The sequence below is a fragment of the Burkholderia sp. BCC0097 genome (assembly GCF_902832985.1).
Classification (GTDB): domain Bacteria; phylum Pseudomonadota; class Gammaproteobacteria; order Burkholderiales; family Burkholderiaceae; genus Burkholderia; species Burkholderia orbicola.
The window spans coordinates 38,835-60,205 of the sequence record NZ_CADFDM010000016.1 but is presented as its reverse complement, the minus strand read 5'-3'; the positions used below and the strand labels follow the sequence as shown (position 1 = coordinate 60,205).

The 21,371-nt window shown below is 66.4% G+C and carries 17 protein-coding genes; 12 read left to right on the top strand and 5 right to left on the bottom strand.

The genetic code is table 11. From position 1 onward, the window contains the following. Positions 1-48: 48 nt before the first annotated feature. Both HWX07_RS35230 and HWX07_RS35225 read right to left on the bottom strand, forming a co-directional pair. Positions 49-564, bottom strand: a complete 516-nt coding sequence (locus tag HWX07_RS35230; protein ID WP_175879344.1) for a hypothetical protein — start codon at positions 562-564, stop codon at positions 49-51. Between the two features lie 62 nt (positions 565-626). Next, positions 627-1,229: a TetR/AcrR family transcriptional regulator gene (locus tag HWX07_RS35225; RefSeq protein ID WP_175879343.1), complete on the bottom strand. Its 603-nt coding sequence runs from the start codon at positions 1,227-1,229 to the stop codon at positions 627-629. A 422-nt stretch (positions 1,230-1,651) separates the two neighbouring features. Here HWX07_RS35225 and HWX07_RS35220 point away from each other — a divergent pair, with 422 nt between their 5' ends. The 3 genes from HWX07_RS35220 (at position 1,652) to HWX07_RS35210 (ending at position 4,112) form a co-directional block, all read left to right on the top strand. Next, positions 1,652-2,239, top strand: a complete 588-nt coding sequence (locus HWX07_RS35220) for an SEL1-like repeat protein (RefSeq protein WP_175876728.1) — start codon at positions 1,652-1,654, stop codon at positions 2,237-2,239. A gap of 121 nt (positions 2,240-2,360) precedes the next feature. Next, positions 2,361-3,188 (top strand): hypothetical protein, encoded by an 828-nt coding sequence (locus HWX07_RS35215; RefSeq protein ID WP_175879342.1) that lies wholly within the window; start codon positions 2,361-2,363, stop codon positions 3,186-3,188. Between the two features lie 123 nt (positions 3,189-3,311). Next, on the top strand, positions 3,312-4,112 hold the full coding sequence (locus HWX07_RS35210; protein ID WP_175879341.1) for a hypothetical protein: 801 nt from the start codon (positions 3,312-3,314) through the stop codon (positions 4,110-4,112). 135 nt (positions 4,113-4,247) lie between these two features. Here HWX07_RS35210 and HWX07_RS35205 read toward each other — a convergent pair whose 3' ends face one another. Beyond that, positions 4,248-5,192, bottom strand: coding sequence for a LysR family transcriptional regulator (locus HWX07_RS35205; protein WP_012337218.1), 945 nt, complete (start codon positions 5,190-5,192; stop codon positions 4,248-4,250). 186 nt (positions 5,193-5,378) lie between these two features. Between HWX07_RS35205 and HWX07_RS35200 the strand changes: the two genes are divergently transcribed. The 6 genes from HWX07_RS35200 to HWX07_RS35175 all read left to right on the top strand — a co-directional run bounded on the left by HWX07_RS35200 (position 5,379) and on the right by HWX07_RS35175 (position 13,962). Continuing rightward, positions 5,379-6,302 (top strand): dihydrodipicolinate synthase family protein, encoded by a 924-nt coding sequence (locus HWX07_RS35200; protein WP_175879367.1) that lies wholly within the window; start codon positions 5,379-5,381, stop codon positions 6,300-6,302. A 234-nt stretch (positions 6,303-6,536) separates the two neighbouring features. Further along, a complete protein-coding gene (locus HWX07_RS35195; RefSeq protein WP_175879340.1) occupies positions 6,537-7,979 on the top strand; it encodes an MFS transporter in 1,443 nt (480 codons plus the stop codon). 187 nt (positions 7,980-8,166) lie between these two features. Next, on the top strand, positions 8,167-9,240 hold the full coding sequence (locus HWX07_RS35190; protein ID WP_175879339.1) for a porin: 1,074 nt from the start codon (positions 8,167-8,169) through the stop codon (positions 9,238-9,240). Between the two features lie 236 nt (positions 9,241-9,476). Then, complete coding sequence (locus HWX07_RS35185; RefSeq protein WP_175879338.1) at positions 9,477-11,558, top strand: bifunctional diguanylate cyclase/phosphodiesterase; 2,082 nt, start codon at positions 9,477-9,479, stop codon at positions 11,556-11,558. A 170-nt stretch (positions 11,559-11,728) separates the two neighbouring features. Further along, positions 11,729-12,448 carry a response regulator transcription factor gene (locus tag HWX07_RS35180; protein WP_011545754.1) on the top strand — a complete coding sequence of 240 codons (720 nt, stop codon included), beginning with the start codon at positions 11,729-11,731 and terminating at the stop codon, positions 12,446-12,448. Continuing rightward, a complete protein-coding gene (locus tag HWX07_RS35175) occupies positions 12,448-13,962 on the top strand; it encodes a HAMP domain-containing sensor histidine kinase (protein ID WP_175879337.1) in 1,515 nt (504 codons plus the stop codon). Before HWX07_RS35180 ends, HWX07_RS35175 begins: the two co-directional genes overlap by 1 nt. A 15-nt stretch (positions 13,963-13,977) precedes the next feature. Here the strand turns inward: HWX07_RS35175 and HWX07_RS35170 are convergent, their stop codons facing one another. Beyond that, a complete protein-coding gene (locus tag HWX07_RS35170) occupies positions 13,978-15,078 on the bottom strand; it encodes an AraC family transcriptional regulator (protein WP_175879336.1) in 1,101 nt (366 codons plus the stop codon). A gap of 185 nt (positions 15,079-15,263) precedes the next feature. Beyond that, positions 15,264-16,055: an HAD-IIB family hydrolase gene (locus tag HWX07_RS35165; protein ID WP_175879335.1), complete on the bottom strand. Its 792-nt coding sequence runs from the start codon at positions 16,053-16,055 to the stop codon at positions 15,264-15,266. A 301-nt stretch (positions 16,056-16,356) separates the two neighbouring features. Here HWX07_RS35165 and HWX07_RS35160 point away from each other — a divergent pair, with 301 nt between their 5' ends. The 3 genes from HWX07_RS35160 (at position 16,357) to HWX07_RS35150 (ending at position 21,335) form a co-directional block, all read left to right on the top strand. Next, positions 16,357-17,991, top strand: a complete 1,635-nt coding sequence (locus tag HWX07_RS35160; protein WP_175879334.1) for an AMP-binding protein — start codon at positions 16,357-16,359, stop codon at positions 17,989-17,991. Beyond that, complete coding sequence (locus HWX07_RS35155; protein WP_175879333.1) at positions 17,991-19,139, top strand: AraC family transcriptional regulator; 1,149 nt, start codon at positions 17,991-17,993, stop codon at positions 19,137-19,139. The genes HWX07_RS35160 and HWX07_RS35155 overlap by 1 nt, the downstream gene beginning before the upstream one ends. A 405-nt stretch (positions 19,140-19,544) precedes the next feature. Beyond that, positions 19,545-21,335: an acyl-CoA dehydrogenase gene (locus HWX07_RS35150; protein WP_175879332.1), complete on the top strand. Its 1,791-nt coding sequence runs from the start codon at positions 19,545-19,547 to the stop codon at positions 21,333-21,335. Positions 21,336-21,371 lie beyond the last annotated feature (36 nt).

The following is a 21,371-nucleotide window of genomic DNA, read 5'->3' as shown; positions in this document are numbered from 1 at the left end:
TCGCCGTGCCCGCTCCACGGGTGCCTCGCGCCCGGGGCCACGCGGGTATTACGGCCCGCTCGGTTTCGCCACGTCGCCCGCGTCGACGTTGATCGCGTGTTCCTTCGACACCAGCCGGGTTCCGGCCATGCTTGCGCCGCCGATACGCAACTTCAGGCGTGCCGGTTCGCTGGCATCGAGTCCCGACACATAGTCGAGGCCATGCAGCCCCACGCGATCATGGAACGGAATGAACCAGGAGGAGCAGAAGTCCGACGTGGGGACCGGGCAGCGGGCGTGGATGTCGAGCCGGCGGGCAGCGAACGGATAGTCGTCGAGATCGGTTGCGCCCACATCGAATCGCTCGAGGATGCTGACCGGCGTGACCGCGTAGCGGAGGTAGACGTGGTCGGCCCACGGTGTCTTGTCGAGCGACGCTAGGTCTTCCGTGGTGTACGCAACGATCGTGAGGCCGTTTCGGTCGCGGTGCTGGATTTCATATCGGCTGACATTCACCGACTTGCAGCCGGCACATGCGATTGCCGCACCCAGCACGAAACCGATCAAGCGCATCCGCTCCTGCATGTCGTCCTCCCGGTGCCCTTCGGCCTCGGTTTGCCTGCAATACTAACGGCGCGCGACGTGCGTTACGTCGGGTTGGCCGCACCGTCGGCGGGCGAGACCGTCGCGTGCATCGCCTGTTCCAGAAGGGCATGCGCGGCCTGCCACGCGCGCGCGGCAGCCGCGGAATCGTTGAATGCCCGCGCTTCGACCGTGGCGCCATCCAGCAGCATCATGAAGACGGTCGCCAGCCGGTTCGCGGTTTCGGGCGGCACGAGGGCCTCGATCAGTTCCGCCATCCATTCGACCATTTTGCGGCGATAGCGAATCGCGACATCCGAGATCGGCGCGTAAGCGGTGCCGAATTCTGCCAGCGCACGCTCGAACAGGCAGCCGGCAAATTCCGGTGTGCGGAACCACGCTTCATACCAGTCGAAGACGGTCTTGACGCGCTCGACCGGATCGACGACGTGCTGCAACTGCGCGTCGATGCTGCCGACGATCAGGTCGTAGCGCTGGACCAGCACTTCGCGGATGAGCTCGTCCTTGCTCGCAAAATGCCGGTACAGCGTCATTCGGGCGACACCGGAATCGTCGATGATCCAGTCCACGCCCACCGGGTGGAATCCGTGCCTCGAGAACAGTTCGGTCGCTTTGTCTACCACCAGCTGGCGTTTGTTGGCTCGCACGAACGGCTTCCTCCTCGAAATTTCAGCAGCATAGACCGATTATTCTATCATCAGCGACTCGTCGAGATTGGCCTCCCGGGCCTGTTTGATGGCACCTCCGCGTCGGTAAATCGCGTTCGGCGAACCGGTTATCAAGTCATCTTGACTATTAGATAGACCGATATGTATCATTTGAACCCAGTAAGCAACGATCGATATTGCGTGGATTGAAGAGACGGAACGGTGGTTAGTGTCCCCGTTTTCCGTAATCTGCGGCAGCAGACGCCGCACGATGTTTCAAGCCGACAAGAGAACCTGAGAGAGCCTTGGCATGCGGGCCCGCGGACGATCTTCGCCGCGCAGCGCCTCGCATCAGCCGTGGGCATGCTCGCGGGCGAATGCGCGAAGCAATACGGCGCCAATGAAACGTGAGGAAAATACCCATGTATCGCCGTTTACTCGCACCGGGGCTGCTGTTGCTGTTGGCCGCGTGCGCGCAGGATCCGTCGGTCACCGCCGGCACGGTACGGATCTGCGACGACACAGGATGTTCCGATCGCCCTAAAGATCAGGTCTCCTATCAAAAAAGGGACGATGCGGAAGACCGGGACGATCCGCGCATCGCCGCGCTCAAGCAAACCGCTAAAACCCAGCCGAAGGCCGCCTACGACCTCGGCCTGCGCTATTTCCGCGGCGACGGCGTGCGCCAGGACAGCTATCAGGCGCTCAAGTGGATGCGCGAAGCGGCCGAGCGCGGCGACCTGAACGCGCAGAAGGCGCTCGGCAGTTTCTACCTGTTCGGCCTCGAGGAAATGGGCTCGGATGCGCGCGAAGCGGAGAAGTGGCTGTCGATCGCGGCGGGGCGCGGCGACAAGGAATCGAAAAAGCTGCTCGAGCTCGCGCGCAAGGCGAAGAAAGAAGACGAAGAAGACTGGAAATGGCGCACGCAGTGGCGTGACACCTACTACGGGTACTGGTACTCGGGCTATCCGTACTACGGCGTCTGGCAGCAGACGTACTGGTACTACTGACCGGGCATCGGGCAACGGGGGCAGCCGCGGGGAGACCACCATCGCGCGCCACGCCGGGGGGCTTATCGAAGTTCGCACGGACACATAAGCCGAACAACGACTCTAATCGATCGACAACGACATGAAGACCAACCTTTCCCAACGTCTCACTCAAGGTGCGCTGGTGGCAGCGCTTGGCGCGTCCGTCGCGGGCTGCGGCGGCGTGGTGACGCCCGGCGGCCAGAACGCGGGCGTGACGGGCGCGGCGGCAGGCGGCGCGAGCGCCGGCGCCGATTCTCAACTGCAGCGCTGCACGTCGCCGCTCGGCACGATCGCGGTCGACGACGGCCGCAACGCCGACTGGTGGGGCCCGTTCGGCAGCGCGACCAAGATGACGACGATCGACCCGCTGCTGCGGCTGGCCGTGCAGCAGTCGAACTGTTTCGTGATCACGTCGATCGGCAACCAGAAGAGCGACGCGCGCCTGTCGCGCATCACGCAGCTGCAACGCAACTCGGGCGAATACCGGGCAGGTTCGAAGCAGCAGAAGGGGCAGCGGGTCGCGGCCGACTACTACATGGAGCCGCAGATCGTGATCAACGATTCGCCGATCGGCGGGATCGGCAGCATGATCGGCGGGCTGATCGGCAACAGCGCGGTGGCGGCGGTGGCGGGCCACCTGCAGACGAAGGCGTCGGTGGTGACGCTGACGCTGTTCGACGTGCGCTCGGCGGTGCAGATCGCGGCGTCGGAAGGCAGCTCGACGGCGACCAACTACGGCGCGGCGCTGGGCGGCTTCGGCGGCGGGGTGGGCGGCGCGCTGGCGGGCTTCTCGTCGACGCCGGAAGGCAAGGCGACGGTCGTCGCGTTCATCGACGCGTACAACAAGATGGTCGTCGCGCTGCGCAGCTACAAGGCGCAGGACGTGAAGGGCGGGCTGGGCCGCGGTGGCCAGCTGCAGGTGAATTGACGTTGGCGGGCCGGCGGGATGCCGCCGGCCGATTCCTGATCTCTGATTCGTGATGGCCGGTGCGTGCGGCGTGATCCGCGCGTGCCGGCTTCGTTCGTCCTGTTCGTTCAGAAGGTGATCCCGATGAAAGCCGTTGCACTGATCGCATTGACCTGCCTCGCGCTGACCGCTTGCGGCGGCGACGATAATTCCTCGCCCGCTGCATCAGGCGGATCGGGCACGAGCAACAACGGCGGCAGCGGCGGAAGCGGCGGAACGCCGACCACGGGCACATCCGGCGGCAATCCGGGCTCGCCGACCGCGTCGAACGTCGAGTGCGATCCGGTTTACCAGCAGGGCGATACCGTGCAGTTGCACATGTACACGCAAGCGACGTCGCAGAGCCCGTCGGTCGACAACGGCGTGTACACGCGGACTTACGCGCCGGCGACGTTCGACGGCGTGGCGCTCACGCAGCAGGCCGAAACCACGACCGGCTCGCCGATCCAGACCAATCACTACTACCTCGTCGGCAACGGCGTGCGCACGTACTACGGCGGCGAGGTCTACAGCGGCGGCACGCTCGCGTTGCGGGACGTGAACTCGCCGCCCTATGTCGAGACGATCGGGCTCGCGGGAAGCGAGACGGTGAACTACGTGGATACGCCCGTCGTTCCGTCAGGCGGCGCGCAAACGGCTGTCTCGATCCAGCGGACCTACGTCGCGCGCGAAACGGTCAGCCTTCGGAATGGCAAGGTCTTCGCGAACGCCTGCCACTATCAGACCACGGAGACTACCGCCAACCAGGCGGTGACGACCAAGACGAGCGCTGACGACTGGCTCGCGCCGGGCGTCGGCCTGGTCAAGTCGGTCGCCAACGTCGGCGGCACGCAGATCATCACGCGCGAACTGGAAGCAGCGACGGTGGGCGGCAAGTCGTACTAGGGGTCGACGCGAGATGCGCGCGGCGGATGGAGAGGTTGCGCCATCCCGCCGCGCCGCTCGCCCGACAACAGGACGCGGTGGCGGACATCGATATCCCGCTCGATCAGGACTGCGAACACACCGTACCCCGGCCCTTCAGATGGAACGCAGGAACGCGGCGGACACGCCCAACCGAAGATCCGACGAGAGATTGCGCGATCGTGCGATTTCCTTCGTGAGCTGCATGACCGTGCGGCACGCCAGCGTCAATTCGCCGTGAGGCGACATGGCGAGCGCAATGAAGCGCGGCACGGACGGCTCGACCACCATCGACGCCTGCAACCGGCATTCCCGTTCCAGATTGGCGATCGCGTAAGGGCCTAGCAACGCATGGATGCCGCCGTCGGCGACGATGTGCCCCTGCAGGCTCAGCGAGTCCGCTTCCGCCGCAAAATTGAGCGACACCTGATGTTCGTCCGCGATTTGTTCGAGCCGCTCGCGCCAGCTATTGGGGCGGCAGAAAGAGACCAGCGGAATGCCATCGAGCCTGGAAAACGCGATCGTCGGCTGACTGGTCAGAGGATCACCTTCCGCCCCCACCAGGTAAGTCGCGGCCTCGACCAGATATTCGTCGCCGTTTCTCGGCGTCGGACTGTTCCGAAACAGGATGGCGAGATCGACGCTGCCGTTCTCGAGCCAGGTTTCCAGCAACGCCCCTTGACCCTCGCGCACTTGTAACTGCACCAGCGGGTAACGCTCGCGAAGCTGGTGGTAAAGGGTGCTGACAAGCGGATGAGCGGTGGAGGGCAGGATTCCGAGCCTGACCACGCCGATCGGTTCGCCCGCCGTGCTGCGGATGTCGTTGGACAACTGCTCCGTGCTGGCCAGCCAGGTCCTCACGCGCGGCGCGATACGCGCGCCCAGCTCGGTCAATACCACGCCGCGGCCTGTCCGTTGAAACAGACGGCCGCCGCAATACTGCTCGAGCTCGACGATCTGCCGGCTGATGTGAGGCTGACTGGTTCCGTAAGCAATGGCCGTCTTGCTCAGGCTGCCGAGTTCCGCCGCGTCGATGAATAGCTTCCAGGCCGCATAGTCCATCGCGAAGTCTCCCCCCCCCCGAGATATGTCAAATCAGTATAGCTGAAATGTGTGATCTGGCTGTTCTCGTATGGGTCGGGCGTCCCTACACTGCAACGCATGCACCGTTGTTACGGTTCGATGCGAAGCGGGCAGCGGGCTCTCCTCCGGCAAGGAGGAGCGGAAAAGCTCACATTTGGAGACGTCATGAAGGCAATCGATCTGCGCGGTTTGGTCCCGGCACCCGTTACCCCTTTCACCCGCGAGGGCGCGGTGGACCATGCCGCCATTCAACGGCTGGGCGCATGGCTCGGCGGCATCGAAGGCGTCAAAGGTCTGACGGTGCTCGGACACGCAGGCGAAGGCACGTTCCTCTCGCAGAAAGAACAGGCTCAAGTCATCGAAAGCTTCGTGAAGTCCGTCGACGGCAAGATTCCGGTCATCGCCGGTATCACGCTCGAAGGCACGGAAGTGGCGGTGGAAGAGGCGAAGCGCGCGGTGGAGGCCGGCGCGTCGGCCGGTCTGGTGTATCCGTCGCATGGCTGGCTGCGCTTCGGCTATCAGAAAGGCGCGCCGCAGGATCGCTACCGCGCGATCCACGAGGGCAGCGGCCTGCCGCTCATCCTGTTCCAGTACCCGGACGCCACCAAGGCGACCTACAACCTCGAAACACAGCTGGAAATCGCCGCGCAACCGGGCGTATTCGCGATGAAAAACGGCGTACGCAACATGCGTCGCTGGGACGTCGAGATTCCGATCATCCGACGCGAGCGTCCGGAACTGCAAATCCTGACGTGCCACGACGAGTATCTGCTTCACACGATGTTCGACGTCGACGGCGCGCTCGTCGGCTACGGCGGCCTGGCTCCCGAGCCGCTCATCGAACTGATCAAGGCAGGCAAGGCGAAAGACTACCCGGCCGCCCGCGCGATTCACGATCGCCTGCTGCCGGTGACGCGCAACGTGTATCACCGCGGGTCGCACATGGAAGGCACCGTCGCGCTCAAGCATGGCCTGGTGGCTCGCGGCATCCTCGAGCACGCCACGGTGCGCTCGCCGTTGCTGCCGCTCGCGCAAGGCGCGGACGTTGAAATCGCGAACGCGCTTCGTTCGGCCGGCCTCGTCGATTGACTCCGGCGCGGTACGTCCATAGCCGGATGCCGACGGCGAAACGCCGCTCCCTTGCCGTCGGCATCGAGCAGTCGGGGCGGCGCGCGAAACCGCGTTGCGCGCGCCGCCGCCGACAGGCTCGGCAAACGATAAAAAACACGCCGATGTCGCGGCAAACCATAAAGAAACGCGACCGGTGCTGCAAAACAAGAAGCAAGCCGAAGGTTCATAAAATGCAGCTTTTCAGGAGACAGCATGAACACCCCTTCGACCGCCTGCGGCGTCGACCTTGGTCGATCCGTGAGCGAAACGCGTCCCACGAGCGAGCAACTGCGGGCGGCGAACCTGCTGTTCCGCATCGAGAACGTGCCGTTCTGCAAGTGGCACACCCAGGCACGGATCGTCATGGGCAGCGCGACCCTCTTCGATGCATTCGACGCACTTTCGCTGGCTTTCGTGCTGCCCGTCCTGGTGGGGCTGTGGCATCTGTCTCCGGGTCAAATCGGCGTGCTGATCGCTGCCGGCTATCTGGGCCAGGTCGTCGGCGCGTTGGTGTTCGGCTGGCTGGCCGAGCGCCTGGGGCGGGTGCCGAGCGCCACCGTCGCGGTGGGCGTCATGTCGGCGATGAGCGTCGTATGCGCGTTCACCGGCAGCTTTCACATGCTGTTTCTGATGCGCTTCCTGCAAGGCATCGGCGTGGGCGGAGAAGTGCCCGTGGCCGCCACGTACATCAACGAGCTGTCTCAGGCGCACGGCCGCGGGCGTTTCTTCATCCTGTACGAACTCATTTTCCCGTTGGGCCTGCTCGCGGCCGCGCAGCTCGGTGCGTTCGTCGTCCCGCGCTTCGGCTGGGAAACCATGTTCCTGATCGGCGGGATTCCGGGCATGGTCGTCGCGATCCTGATCGCACGTCTTCCGGAGTCGCCGCGCTGGCTCGTTGCACGGGGGCGTTTCGATAAGGCCGAACGCATCATCGAGCGGCTCGAAGCCAGCACCACGAAGCGCAACCTCGACACGCAGACCCAAAGGGCCGAGGTGGACGCGCGCGTGGCGGGCCTTCTGACCGGACGACAGTCGAAGCGCAAGGGCACGTGGAGGGAGCTCTTCTCGCCGTTCTACCGAGGCCGCACCGTCGTCGCGTGGCTGCTTTGGGCGAGCGCTTATTTCGTGGCCAATGGCATCAACAACTGGCTGCCGAGCCTCTACAAGACGGTCTACCATCTGCCGCTGCAAACGTCGCTTCAGATGGCGTCGATCTCGAACGTCCTGAGTACCTGCGGGGTGCTCGCCTGTGCGCTGCTGATCGATCGGGTCGGGCGCCGCCGATGGGCGATGGCCTGCTTCATCATCAGCGCCGCCCTGCTTGCCATACTCGGCATTCATGGCGCCGGCAGCGCGTGGTCCGTGATGTTGCTCGGATCGTCGGCGTACGCGGTGATGGCAACGACCACGGTCCTTCTGTACCTGTACACCCCTGAGATCTACCCCACCCGGATGCGCGCCATCGGCACCGGTCTCGCGACTTCGTGGCTGCGCGCGGCGTCTGCTGCCGCGCCGGCGATCGTCGGCGTCGTCTTGACCGGGAGAGGCATCGCCGCGGTATTCGTCATGTTTGCCGCGGTCAGTGCGGTGGGCTTCTTCGTCGCCGCGCGAATGGTGGAGACGACCAATCGTTCGCTCGAAGAGATTTCCCCGTAGCCACTCGCATGCCTGACGGCGCCTTCCCCTGAGAAGCCTCGAGGGAAGGCGTTTCCTTGCTCGTCACGCAGTGGCTTCAGCGACATGCTCGCAACAAGCGCCGCCGTTACAGCGTAATCCATCAGTACTGCTGAGTGGATTGCCACGGAAAAGGACGCTCACAACAATATGAATGGAGACAACCGAAATGAAAAAGACACGACAGGCCGGGGTGCGCGTTGCCGCCCGGCGCGTTGTCGGTACGCTCGGCATGACGGCGATATTCAGCGCCGGCGTGGCATTGACTTTCGTCGGAGCGCACGCGGATAGCGGCTCCCGGGTCCAGCTTTATGGCCTGCTCGGCACCTACGCCGGGAGCATCAAACGCAGCGACACGCCGCAGGCCGCGGTACAGATGGGGAGCGGCGGGTTGACCACATCGTTCTGGGGAATCCGCGGCAAGGAAGACCTTGGCGGCGGCGTCGGCGCCATTTTCGTTCTCGAAAGCTTCTTTCAACCCGCGAACGGCGCGCTCGGCCGCAGTACGGCGGACCCGTTCTGGTCACGCAATGCGTACGTGGGCTTTCAAGGCGACTTCGGGCAGGTGACCTTCGGGCGACAAAGAAACCCGGCCTATACGGCTGAATCCCTCGTCAATCCGTTCGGATCCTCGACCGTCTTCTCTCCGCTCGTCCTGCAGACGTTCGTGACCAACTATGGCGGGACGATCATCGGCGACACGGTGTGGAACAACACCGTCAAGTACACGACGCCCGACTTCAAGGGATTCGCCGCCACCGTGATCTATGGTCTTGGCGGCGTGGCGGGTTCGCCGGGCGTCGGCAATCTCGGCGTTCACCTGAACTATCAAGCGCATGGCCTCACGGCCGTGCTGTCCGGCCAGCGCGTGCGGTATACCGCGGCAGGGCCGGTCGGCGCGCAGTACGCCTATCTGGCCGGCGCGGCATACGACTTCAAGCTCGTCACGCTCTACGGCGCGTGGGCGATGACGAGCGACGCAAGTACGCCGACCGGCAGCCGCACCTACGAAGCCGGCTTGTCGATCCCGTTGTCACCGGCCGACTTCCTGCTCGCAGAGTGGGCGCGCACGAAGCGGTCCGGCGCTACCCCGGCGGCCGGCAGCCTGCGGAACACCGCGTCCGTCGGCTACAACCACCTGCTGTCGAAACGGACGGACCTCTACGCGGTTTACGCTTACGACAAGCTGAGCGCTCACCCCACCGGCAACACGTTTGCGGTGGGCATTCGCCACACGTTCTGATTCCCGCCCACGCCCCTTCCAGCGCTTCGCAGCGCTAGATCCTTCCCTGAACGGGAGGTCGCGTTTATGATCCGCCATGCAAGCGGTGGTCGCTGGAACCGTCTGGTTGGTCGCACAACCATTCCGTTCCTTCGGCACCGCTTTCCTTTTGTGCCCAACCTTCACACGAATTCACGAAGACCCCATGCAACGCGTGGTCTCGTCGTCGCTGAATCGAAAGCGATCTGTAAAAAACAATGCTGCCGACCAGTTATAACGCGTTGCTCGTTCTTCTTTCGCTGCTGATTGCCATATTGGCGTCCTACACCGTGCTGGACATGGCGGGACGCATCAAGAGCGCTCAGGGGCGCGCCGCACAGTGGTGGCTGGTCGGCGGGGCTTGCGTGATGGGCACGGGCATCTGGTCGATGCATTTCGTCGGCATGCTCGCTTTCGCGTTGCCGATTCCACTGGGATACGATCCGGCCATTACCTTGCTGTCGTTGCTGATCGCGATCGTCTGCTCCACGGGCGCACTGTGGCTCGTCTGTCGCGACACGCTGAAGTGGCGCCGGCTGTGCGGCGGGGCCATGTTGATGGGGGCCGGCGTGGCGGGCATGCATTACACGGGCATGGCCTCGATGCGCATGTCGCCCGGCATCCAGTACGACCCGTTGCTCGTTTGCCTGTCGGTCGCGATTGCCGTGGTCGCATCGGGCGCCGTGCTGTGGATCGTATTCATCCGGCGTGCCAACTCGTCGCGCGTGCGCCTGCTCAATCTGGGATCGGCAGTCCTGATGGGCGCCGCCATCGCCGGCATGCACTATACCGGGATGGCCGCCGCCCGCTTCCCGCTGGGCAGCAACTGCGGGGCAGCCGGCTCCCGCATGGATGCGGGCTGGCTGGCACTCGTCATCATCGTGGCCACGTTGGCCATACTCGCGATCGCGTTGATCGTCTCGATCCTCGATCTGCGTCTGGAGTCCCGCACGGCGGTACTGGCCACGTCACTGGCCGAAGCCAACCAGGAATTGACGTATCTGGCGCTGCACGACAACCTCACCAAGCTGCCCAATCGCGTGCTGCTCGAGGACCGGATCGATCAGGCGATCCAGGGCGCCGACCGCGAGCACGGGAGCTTCGCACTGATGTTCATGGACCTCGATGGATTCAAGGCGGTCAACGACGCCTATGGTCATCACGTCGGCGATCTGTTGCTGGTCGACGTGGCACGGCGCATCGGCGCGAACCTGCGTTCGCAGGACACGATTGCCCGCCTGGGGGGCGACGAATTCGTGCTGGCCGTGGCGGTGGACGAGCCCGCCGACGCGGCCGGCGTGGCGGACAAGATATTGGAGGTGATCCGGAGACCGTTCCGCGTGTCCGAACACGAATTGCGCGTGTCGGCCAGTATCGGTATTGCGCTCTATCCCGGCAACGGCAGCGATTTCCGCGACCTGATGACCAACGCCGATGCAGCGATGTATCACGCCAAGGCACTCGGCCGGAACGCGTACTGTTTCTTCGAAGCATCGATGAACGCGAATGTTCGCGAGCACCTGAAAATCGTGCAGGAACTCCGTCTGGCGCTGGAGCGGCGTGAGCTGGTCCTGCATTACCAGCCGAAGTTCGAAGTCCCGCACGGACCGATCATCGGCGTCGAGGCGCTGTTGCGATGGATGCACCCGACGCGCGGTCTCATTTCACCCGATCAGTTCATCTCGATTGCGGAAAAGACCGGCTTGATCGTGCCGATCGGCGAGTGGGTGCTGGACGAGGCCTGTCGGCAGATGCGCGTGTGGTGCGATGCAGGTCGAACCGACTGGACGATGGCCGTCAACCTGTCACCGCTGCAATTCGGTCACGCGAGCCTGATCCGGGTCGTGGAGGCCACATTGCAGCGGCACGCGCTGGAGCCGCACTGCCTGACGCTGGAGATCACGGAATCGACCGCGATGCGCGATGCGGACGCCAGCTTGAGAATCCTGCAGCAGCTTCACGACATGGGCGTGCGCATTTCCATCGACGACTTCGGAACGGGTTATTCAAGCTTGCTGTATCTCAAACGCTTGCCGGCCAGCGAGCTCAAGATCGACCGGGGATTCATCCGGGATCTCGAACACGATACCGAAGATGCCGCGATCATTTCGGCGATCGTCGCGCTCGGCCGGGCACTCGACCTGAAGATCGTCGCGGAGGGCGTTGAAACGGCGGCCCAGCAGCAGTTCCTGACCCGCCTCGGTTGCAACTCGCTGCAGGGCTTCCTGCTCGGGCGCCCGATGCCGGCGGATCACTTCGTCGAAATGACCGCGCAAGGCACTGCGATCAAGCCTGTTTGATTCGGAGTGGGAATGCGTCGGGGTCCAGAGTTAAACGAAATGTGATCACTCTCCGCCGCAAAATTTTGCACAATGACGGCAGCGCGGCCTTCCGCCGCGATTCGACCCGGGCCGATCGCCCGTCGACCGCCATTACCGAGCCTCGCTCCGACGTGCCGCCGCCCACCGCCATGGACCAACCGAAACGCATCCTGATCGTCGAGGACGATGCCGACATCGCCGACGTGCTGAGCCTGCACCTGCGCGACGAGCGCTACGAGGTCGTGCACAGCGCGGACGGCGCCGAAGGGTTGCGCCTGCTCGAACAGGGCAACTGGGACGCGCTGATCCTCGACCTGATGCTGCCGGGCGTCGACGGCCTCGAAATCTGCCGGCGGGCGCGGGCGATGACGCGCTATACGCCGATCATCATCACGAGCGCGCGGTCGAGCGAGGTGCATCGAATCCTCGGCCTCGAACTCGGCGCCGACGACTACCTCGCGAAACCGTTTTCGGTGCTCGAACTCGTTGCGCGCGTGAAGGCGCTGCTGCGCCGCGTCGATGCGCTCGCGCGCGATTCGCGAATCGACGCGGGCACGCTCGACGTCGCGGGGCTGGCGATCGACCCGATCGCACGCGAGGCGAGCGTCGACGGCGCGCGCCTCGACCTGACGCCGCGCGAATTCGACCTGCTGTATTTCTTCGCGCGGCACCCAGGCAAGGTGTTCTCGCGGATGGACCTGCTGAACGCCGTGTGGGGCTATCAGCACGAAGGCTACGAACATACGGTCAACACCCACATCAACCGGCTGCGCGCGAAGATCGAGGCCGATCCGGCCGAGCCGGTGCGCATCCTCACCGTGTGGGGGCGCGGCTACAAGCTCGCCGCGCCGGGCCAGCGGGACGCGTGATGAAACTCACGCTCACCCGGCGGCTGTCGCTCGTGTTCTCGATCCTGCTGATCGCGTGCTCGGGCGCGTCGGCATGGCTGCAGATCCGTGCGAACGACATGCGCGAGAAGGAGGTCGTGCAGGCCCTGTCGCGCGACCTGGCCACGAACATCGCCAACAGCGCGCCGCTGATGGACGCGAACGGGCTGCGCCCCGACGCCGTGCGCACGCTGTTCAGCCAGTTGATGGGCGTGAACCCGAGTGTCGAGGTGTACCTGCTCGACAACGCGGGGCGCATCAAGGGCGACGATGCGCCGCCGGGCCACGTGAAGCGCGACCGCGTCGATCTCGCGCCCGTGCAGCGCTTCATCGCGGGCGAGCCGCTGCCGATCCTCGGCGACGATCCGCGCAGCCCCGACGCGCGCAAGGTGTTCAGCGCCGCGCCGCTGCAGCGCGCGGGGCAGCCGCCGTCGGGCTACATCTACGTGGTGCTGCTCGGCGAGGCGCATGACCGGCTCGCCGCGCGCGTCGACGCCGGCAACGTGCTGCGCACGACGCTGTGGTCGATGGCGATCGTCGCGCTGCTCGGCCTGCTCGCGGGCCTCGTCGCGTTCAGCTTCATCACGCGCCCGCTGCGCCGGCTGACGGCCGCGATGCGCGCCTTCGACGCGAACGGCGCACCCGGCGCGCCGGGTACGCCCGACACGCCGCCGCCGCCGGTGCTGCGCTTGCCGCCGGGCCCGCGCGGCGACGATATCGCGGTGCTCGAATCCGCGTTCGCGCAGATGGCCGACCGGATCGGCGATCAGTGGCGCGCGCTGACGCGCCAGGACCAGCAGCGGCGCGAACTGATCACGAACATCTCGCACGACCTGCGCACGCCGTTGACATCGCTGCACGGTTATCTGGAGACGCTGTCGCTGAAGGCCGATACGCTGGCCGAGCCGGAGCGGCGGCGCTACCTGTCGATCGCGCTCGCGCAGAGCGCGAAAGTCGGACGGCTCGCGCAGGCGCTGTTCGAGCTCGCGCGGCTCGAATCGGGCGGCGTGCAGGCCGAGCGCGAGCCGTTCTCGCTCGTCGATCTCGTGCAGGACGTGTTCCAGAAATTCGAACTCGCCGCGCAATCGCGCGGCGTCGCGCTGCATGCGCGGATTCCGCCGCGCGTGCCGGTGGTGTCGGCCGATCTCGGGATGATCGAGCGCGTGCTGACCAACCTGCTCGACAACGCGCTGCGGCACACGCCTTCGCATGGCGAGGTCGAGATCGCGCTGGAGCCGCGGGGCGACCGCGTGGTCGTGACCGTGTCGGATACCGGGGAAGGGATTCCGGCGGCGCGGCGCGAAGGGCTGTTCCAGCGGCCGCAGCGGCCGATGAGCGGCGGCACCGCGACGAGCGGCGGGCTCGGCCTGTTGGTCGTGCACCGGATGCTCGCGCTCAACGGCAGCGGCATCCGGCTCGTCGACCGGCCCGGGCGCGGCGCGGTGTTCGAGTTTGCGCTGGCGGTCGCGGCGCCGGCGGCGGCCGACGCGCGCTGACCGCGAGCGGCGGCGTCATCCGCCGCGCTTGCGCCGCACGTCGCTCGGCGTCGTGCCGGTCCAGCGCTTGAACGCGTGGCGAAATCCCACTGCATCGCTGAAGCCGAGGGTGAGCGCGATGTCCTCGGTGCTGAGCGTGGTCGTGCTGAGGTAGTCGATCGCGAGCGCCTTGCGCACGCTCGTCAGCAGTTCGCTGTACGACGTGCCTTCGGCTTCGAGCTTGCGGCGCAGCGTGCGCGAGGTCATGCACAGGATCTCGGCGATCGCGTCGATGTCCGGGAATTGTCCCGGCGTGCGGGTGAGTTCCTCGTAGACGCGCCGCGTGATGCCCGACTGGCTGCGCAATTCGTCGAGCAACTGCGCACAGTGCGACGACACCTGCGCGGCGGTGATCGGGTTCGCGAGCTGCGGCGCGCGCGTGAGCCACGCCGCCGGATAGCTGAGCACGTGATGCGGCTGGTCGAACGCGATCGGGCATTCGAGCGCGTCGGCCAGCAGCGCGCCGTGCGGCGGCCGCGGCTGCGCGAACTGCGCGCGCGCCGGCACGCACCATCCGCCCATCACGTCCTTGATGATCGTTACGTGCAACGCGAACTGCATGTCGATCAGGAAACGGTACAGCGGCTCGTCGAGATCGGGCAGCGCGACTTCGTGCCGGTCCGGGAACAGCCACGATGCGGTATCGCCCTGTTCAACCCAGCGGATCGGCAGCATGCCGTTCGCGAGCCGGTGATACTTGACGGCCGAATCGAACGCATGCGCGAGCGATTCCGAGCACAGCATCGCGTAGCCGTACATGCCGTAGCTCGACGCGTGCAGCCGGCGGCCGACGCGCACGCCGAGGTCGGTGTCGTCGTACCGGCCGACCGCATTGCGCGCGGCCGTCAGGAACTGCAGCGGCGACGTGAGCGCAAACGGGTCCGCGACGTTGGCCAGGGTGAGGCCGGTGCCGGCGAGCACCGTCGCCGGGTCGAGGCCGGCTTGCGCGGCCACCTCGACCAGCACGGCCAGCTTGGCCGGCGTGAAGCGCTGCTCGCGCAACGCGTGGGCGGAAGCGGCGTCCGGCAGCCGGGCGGGACGGGCGTCGGTCGGTTTCAAGAGCGCACTGCGCGGCATGGCGGGTCCTGCGTCCGAATCGATATCGTTGACGGCACGCAATTCTGCGCGGGAACGCTCCCATCCGCCAGCGGGTTCACCCTGATACACGCCGGCGCTACGCGGCATCACCCGGGCTGGAAGACGCCTGCCTGCCGCGCGAACGGTTTCGCGCGCCGGTTCCACGTGTTGATCCGCGCGGGCGGTCAGCCCCGATCGCCGGGATGCGCGCGCAGAATCGCGTCGGTGAATTCGACGAAGCCGCTGCCGCCCGGGCCTTGCGTGATCCAGCGCGGCGGCGCGGGCAACTGCGGCAGATACTCGACCACGGTGCTCATGCCGGCCGTATGCGCGAAATAGCCGAACATCGGCGCGTCGTTCGTGGAGTCGCCCGAATAGGCGACGCAACCGGCCGCCGCACCGGCCTCGACGCCGAACGTATCCGCCAGCACGCGCAGGGACATCGATAGCTTGTCGTACCCGCCGACCCAGCCGATCACCCACAGGTTGTTGATGGTCGCGTCCGCGCCGGCCTCGAGCAGCGCGTCGAGAATCCGCTGGTCCTGGTCGCCGCCGCCGCGGGCGTACGCAAGCGACGTCAGTCTGAAGTCCTGGTCGTCCGCGTGGCGGGCGGCGGGGACGGCCTTCGTGACATGCCGCGCGATGCGCCGGAGCGCGTCGCGCGCGCCGGCGAGCGCATCGTCGGCGTGCCAGTAGCGGCGTTCGGCGCCGTGTCGGTCCGGGCCGCGCCGGATGAAGAGCCCGCCGTTCTCCGCGATCACGCCGTCGACCGGCCACATCCGTGCCATCTGGTCGCACCAGCCGGCCGGCGCGGCGGTGACCGGGATCACGCGGATGCCGCGCGTCTGCAGCCGTTCGAGCGCCGCATAGGTCTGCGCGGCCAGGCGACCGCGATGGGTCAGGGTCTCGTCCATGTCGGTCAGCACGAATCGAACGGACGAGAAGGTGTCGGCGGGGGCCAGGGCGAGCGGCTGCATGGTCTCGGCGAATGAGGAGCGGTCGTCGATTATGAAGAACGGTGGCACGCCGCGCCATGCCGCTTGCTGCTTTGCAATTCGCGCCCGGGAATATGCGCGTGGCGGCGTCCGGCGGGGTTGCCCGGACACGCCGGCGTGCGCGCGTGTCCGTTTCGATCATGTTTTCGGCCGCCCGGATCATTTGCAAAGCGCGTCGCGCGGGCGATAGTCGCCGGTCAGGCGGCGGCCCGCGTCCTTCGGGCGTGCAGGCCGCCGTGCGAACGGTACGCATGCTGGCGTGCCGTCCAAAGAGGAGTGAGACATGACGAAGAGACACTGGACCGGGTCGTATGGCTCGATCCCCGCCGAGATCGACGCCGATCGCCATCCTTCCGTCAGCGCGCTGCTGGACGACGCGATGCGCCGCTTCGCCGATCGTCCGGCGTTCCATGCGTTCGGCCGCACGCTCACCTATGCCGACGTCGAGCGCCTGTCGACCGCGCTGGCCGCGTATCTGCAGCGGGTCGTCGGGGTGCGCAAGGGCGATCGCGTGGCCGTGATGCTGCCCAACGTGCTGGCGTTCCCGGTCGTGTTCGTCGCGGTCGCGAAGATCGGCGCGGTCCAGGTCAACGTGAATCCGCACTACACCGCGCGGGAACTCGAGCATCAGCTCAACGATGCCGGGGTCGAGGTGGCGGTCGTCTGCGGCGGGTCGATGGGCACGTTCGCGGACGTGGTCGGCCACACGCGGGTGCGCACCGTGCTGAGCGTGGGGCGCGAGGATCTCGGCGTCGTCGATGCGCCGGCCGGCGCCTGCGACGCGCTGCCGCCCGGTTCGAACGCGCTCGCGCAAGCCATCGCCGCCGGCGAATCGCTCGCGTGCGAGCCGGTGGCGCTGAGCGGCGCGGACTTGCTGCTGCTGCAATACACGGGCGGCACGACCGGCTTGTCGAAGGGCGCGGCGCTGTCGCATCGCAACCTCGTCGCGAACATCACGCAGTTCGCGGCGATCGTGCCGGATGCTCGCCGGCCGGGCGAGGAAGTCGTCGTCACCGCGATCCCGCTGTATCACATCTTCGCGCTGACGGTGAACTTCCTGTCCTACTTCGCGATCGGCGCGCGGAACTGGCTCGTCGCGAACCCGCGCGACATGGACGGGTTCATCGACGTGCTGAAGGCCGCGCGGCCGACGGTGTTCGTCGGCGTGAACACGCTGTACGCGGGGCTCGCCGGCCATCCGCGCCTGAGGGAGGTCGACTGGTCGCGGCTGAAGCTGTCGGCCGGCGGCGGCGCGGCGGTGATCGACGTGATCTCGTCGCGCTGGAAGGCGGTGACCGGCAACTTCATCCGCGAGGGCTACGGGCTGTCGGAAACGTCGCCGGTCGTGTCGTTCAACCCGCAGTCGATCGACCGGTTCACGGGCACCACGGGCCTGCCGTTGCCGTCGACCGACGTGAAGCTGCTCGACGAGCAGGATCGCGAGGTGGCGATCGGCGAAGCGGGCGAGATCTGCGTGAAGGGGCCGCAGGTGATGAGCGGCTACTGGCAGAAACCGGACGCGAATGCGGCCGCGTTCACGGCCGACGGCTATTTCCGCACCGGCGACGTGGGCGTGTTCGACGCGGCCGGCTTTCTGCGGATCGTCGATCGCAAGAAGGACATGATCATCGTGTCCGGCTTCAACGTGTACCCGAACGAGGTGGAAGCGGTCGCGACCGCGCTGCCGGGCGTCGCGGAATGCGCATGCATCGGCGTGCCTGACCCGCGCACGGGCGAGGCCGTCAAGCTGTTCGTGGTGCTTGCGCCGGACGCCGACGTGACGGAAGCGCAACTCGTCGCGCATTGCCGCGCGAGCCTGGCCGCGTACAAGGTGCCGAAGCTCGTGCGCTTCGTCGACCGGCTGCCGAAGTCGACGGTCGGCAAGATCCTGCGCCGGGAACTCAGCCGCACCGACTGATGAGAGCGACGCGCCGCGCGGCCGCCGCTGCGCGGAAAGCCCCGAAGGTGGCGCGCGGGCCGCTCAAGTACAATGCGCTCGGTTCGATCGACGGGGACGCGATGACCGGCTCAGATTCACTTTCCGCCCGGCCCGGGCGTGCGCTGCCTTCGCCGAGCGCGACGGTGCCGATCTCGCTCGTCAACGGCTTTCTCGCGAGCGCGGGCGTGCAGCGCGACGAGGTCGAGCGCTACCTGCGCGGCGCCGGCATTCCGATCGAGCTGCTCGGCGAGCCGCACGCGCGAGTGACGGAGGAGCAGTTCTCGACGCTGTACCGCACGCTCGCGATCGATCTCGACGACGAGATGCCCGGCATCTTCTCGCGGCCGCTGCGCGGCGGCACGCTGAAGTATCTGTGCCTGAGCCTGCTCGACGCGCGCAACCTCGAAACGGCGCTGCATCGTTTCGGGCAATTCTTCCATATCCTGCTCGACGACTTCTTCGTCGAATCGAAGCGCGACGATCTCGTCGCGCAGGTGCTGCTGCGTCCGAACGACGCCATTGGGCCGATCGGCGCGCTCGGCCAGGAGCTGATGCTCAAGCTCGTGCACGGCGTGTGCTCCTGGCTGATCGGGCAGAAGATCCCGCTGCTGCAGATCGAGTTCGCGTGCCCGCGGCCGCGCCATGCGGTCGATCACCTGTACTTCTTCACCGGCGCCGTGCAGTTCGACTGCGCGCGCACGCTGATGCGCTTCAGCGCCGATTATCTCGACGCGCCGATCCGGCAGAGCAAGCGCAACCTGAGCAAGTTTCTCGCGCGCGCGCCCGGCGACTGGATCTTCGAATCGTTCAGCGAACAGCTCGTGTGCCACCGCGTGCGGCAGTACCTGTCGGCCGCGCTGCCGGATCTGCCCGCGATCGACCAGGCGGCCGAGCACCTGCATTGTTCGGTGCGCACGCTGAGCCGCCACCTGGCCGCCGAGGGGACGACGTTCCAGGTGCTGAAGGACGAGCTGCGGCGCGATATCGCGATCCAGCGGCTGACCGACACGCCGGACACGATCGCGGCGATCGGCGCCGATATCGGCTTCGACGATCCGAGCGCGTTTCATCGCGCGTTCCGGCACTGGACGGGGAGTACGCCAGGGACGTACCGGCGTCGGGCGTGACGCGGGCGCGGAGTGGTGAGTCGCAGCTTCCCGGATCTGAATCCCATAAGCGGCTCCCTTGCGGTTTTCACTGCCGGGTTTTCAGCGGACACTCCCATAACCGGCGCCCCTTGCTGCTCGAGCCGGGCACGCGGGCGCGCGCTTGATCGCTTTTTTGGCGCCCTTTATCGCGATTTCCGATGCGGACGAATCGGGCGCTGATGCCCGCCCGACGGGCTTCTCGGCCGCGTGCGGGGGGCGCCGCCCGCGCGCGACGTGGCCGATTTTGTCACCATGTGGGCCGGATATGACAATGAAAATCCGGCATCCCGGCGTTAGGATGGCCCATCACGTCGCCGGTTCTGGCCGGTTTTGCCGTACCGGACCCCGTGGCGCCCTATTCACCGCCTGATTGGAACATCGACCATGAGCTATAACGCCCCCGTCAAGGACATGCTGTTCGTGCTGAAGGAACTCGCGGGCATCGACGCCGTTGCGCAGTTGCCGGGTTTCGAGGATGCGGGTTACGACACGGCGCAGGCCGTGCTCGACGAGTCCGCGAAATTCTGCGGCGAGGTGCTGGCGCCGCTGAACGTCGAGGGCGACCGCAACCCGAGCAGCTGGAAGGATGGCGTCGTGACCGCGACGCCGGGCTTCGGCGAAGCGTTCCGCCAGTTCGTCGAAGGCGGCTGGCAGGGGCTGCAGCATCCGGCCGAATACGATGGCCAGGGGCTGCCGAAGCTGATCGCGACGCCGTGCATCGAGATGCTGAACGCGTCGAACCTGTCGTTCGCGCTGTGTCCGCTGCTCACCGACGGCGCGATCGAGGCGCTGCTGACGGCCGGCACCGACGAGCAGAAGCAGCGCTACGTGCCGAAGCTGATCTCCGGCGAATGGACCGGCACGATGAACCTGACCGAGCCGCAGGCCGGCTCCGACCTCGCGCTGGTGCGTTCGCGCGCGGAGCCGCAGGGCGACGGCACCTACAAGGTGTTCGGCACCAAGATCTTCATCACGTGGGGCGAGCACGACATGGCGGACAACATCGTCCACCTGGTGCTGGCGCGCACGCCGAACGCGCCGGAAGGCGTGAAGGGCATCTCGCTGTTCATCGTGCCGAAGTTCATGGTCAACGACGACGGCTCGCTCGGCGCGCGCAACGACGTGCACTGCGTGTCGATCGAGCACAAGCTCGGGATCAAGGCGAGCCCGACGGCGGTGCTGCAATATGGCGATCACGGCGGCGCGATCGGCTATCTCGTGGGCGAGGAGAACCGCGGCCTCGAATACATGTTCATCATGATGAACGCGGCGCGCTTCGGGGTCGGGATGCAGGGGATCGGCGTGGCCGATCGCGCGTACCAGAAGGCGGCCGAATTCGCGAAGGAACGCGTGCAGAGCCGCCCGGTGGACGGCTCGGCCAAGCAGTCGGTGACGATCATCCATCATCCGGACGTGCGCCGGATGCTGGGCACGATGCGTGCGCTGACCGAAGGCGCGCGGGCGCTGGCCTATGTGGCCGCCGCGCACAGCGACATTGCCCACCGCCATCCGGACGAGGCGACGCGCGCGCGTCATCAGGCCATCTACGAATATCTGGTGCCGGTCGTGAAGGGCTGGAGCACGGAGATGGTGAACGACGTGGCGAGCCTGGGCGTGCAGGTGCACGGCGGGATGGGCTTCATCGAGGAAACCGGCGCCGCGCAGTACTACCGCGATGCGCGGATTCTCGCGATCTACGAAGGCACGACCGCGATCCAGGCGAACGACCTCGTCGGCCGCAAGACGCTGCGCGACGGTGGCGCGGTCGCGAAGGCGCTGATCGCCGAGATCGGCGAGACCGTCGCGGCGCTCGGCAAGCTGGACGGCGCGGCGGCCGCATCGATGAAGGCGCAGCTGGAGAAGGGCGCTCGCTCGCTGTCGTCGGTGGTGGACTACGTGCTGGCGAACGCGAAGCAGGACCCGAATGCGGTGTTCGCGGGCAGCGTGCCGTACCTGAAGCTCGCGGGCGTCGTGCTGTGCGGCTGGCAGATGGGGCGTGCACTGTTGGCCGCGCACGCGAACCGCGCGAGCGATACGGCGTTCTTCGACGCGAAGATCGCGATCGCGCAATGCTATGCGGAGCACGTGCTGGTGCAGGCGAGCGCACTCGAAGCGTCGATCGTCGGCGCGAAGGGCAACGAGAGCGTGCTCGCGTTGACGGAAGACCAGTTCTGACCCACTGACGGTCGGGACGCAGCAGGAGACAGGATT

What these genes read in the sequence shown, in the direction of transcription:
- HWX07_RS35230 (WP_175879344.1), bottom strand. Translation starts at nt 564, where the DNA reads ATGCAGGAGCGGATGCGCTTGATCGGTTTCGTGCTGGGTGCGGCAATC.
- HWX07_RS35220 (WP_175876728.1), top strand. Translation starts at nt 1,652, where the DNA reads ATGTATCGCCGTTTACTCGCACCGGGGCTGCTGTTGCTGTTGGCCGCG.
- HWX07_RS35215 (WP_175879342.1), top strand. Translation starts at nt 2,361, where the DNA reads ATGAAGACCAACCTTTCCCAACGTCTCACTCAAGGTGCGCTGGTGGCA.
- HWX07_RS35210 (WP_175879341.1), top strand. Translation starts at nt 3,312, where the DNA reads ATGAAAGCCGTTGCACTGATCGCATTGACCTGCCTCGCGCTGACCGCT.
- HWX07_RS35205 (WP_012337218.1), bottom strand. Translation starts at nt 5,192, where the DNA reads ATGGACTATGCGGCCTGGAAGCTATTCATCGACGCGGCGGAACTCGGC.
- HWX07_RS35200 (WP_175879367.1), top strand. Translation starts at nt 5,379, where the DNA reads ATGAAGGCAATCGATCTGCGCGGTTTGGTCCCGGCACCCGTTACCCCT.
- HWX07_RS35195 (WP_175879340.1), top strand. Translation starts at nt 6,537, where the DNA reads ATGAACACCCCTTCGACCGCCTGCGGCGTCGACCTTGGTCGATCCGTG.
- HWX07_RS35190 (WP_175879339.1), top strand. Translation starts at nt 8,167, where the DNA reads ATGAAAAAGACACGACAGGCCGGGGTGCGCGTTGCCGCCCGGCGCGTT.
- HWX07_RS35185 (WP_175879338.1), top strand. Translation starts at nt 9,477, where the DNA reads ATGCTGCCGACCAGTTATAACGCGTTGCTCGTTCTTCTTTCGCTGCTG.
- HWX07_RS35180 (WP_011545754.1), top strand. Translation starts at nt 11,729, where the DNA reads ATGGACCAACCGAAACGCATCCTGATCGTCGAGGACGATGCCGACATC.
- HWX07_RS35175 (WP_175879337.1), top strand. Translation starts at nt 12,448, where the DNA reads ATGAAACTCACGCTCACCCGGCGGCTGTCGCTCGTGTTCTCGATCCTG.
- HWX07_RS35170 (WP_175879336.1), bottom strand. Translation starts at nt 15,078, where the DNA reads ATGCCGCGCAGTGCGCTCTTGAAACCGACCGACGCCCGTCCCGCCCGG.
- HWX07_RS35165 (WP_175879335.1), bottom strand. Translation starts at nt 16,055, where the DNA reads ATGCAGCCGCTCGCCCTGGCCCCCGCCGACACCTTCTCGTCCGTTCGA.
- HWX07_RS35160 (WP_175879334.1), top strand. Translation starts at nt 16,357, where the DNA reads ATGACGAAGAGACACTGGACCGGGTCGTATGGCTCGATCCCCGCCGAG.
- HWX07_RS35155 (WP_175879333.1), top strand. Translation starts at nt 17,991, where the DNA reads ATGAGAGCGACGCGCCGCGCGGCCGCCGCTGCGCGGAAAGCCCCGAAG.
- HWX07_RS35150 (WP_175879332.1), top strand. Translation starts at nt 19,545, where the DNA reads ATGAGCTATAACGCCCCCGTCAAGGACATGCTGTTCGTGCTGAAGGAA.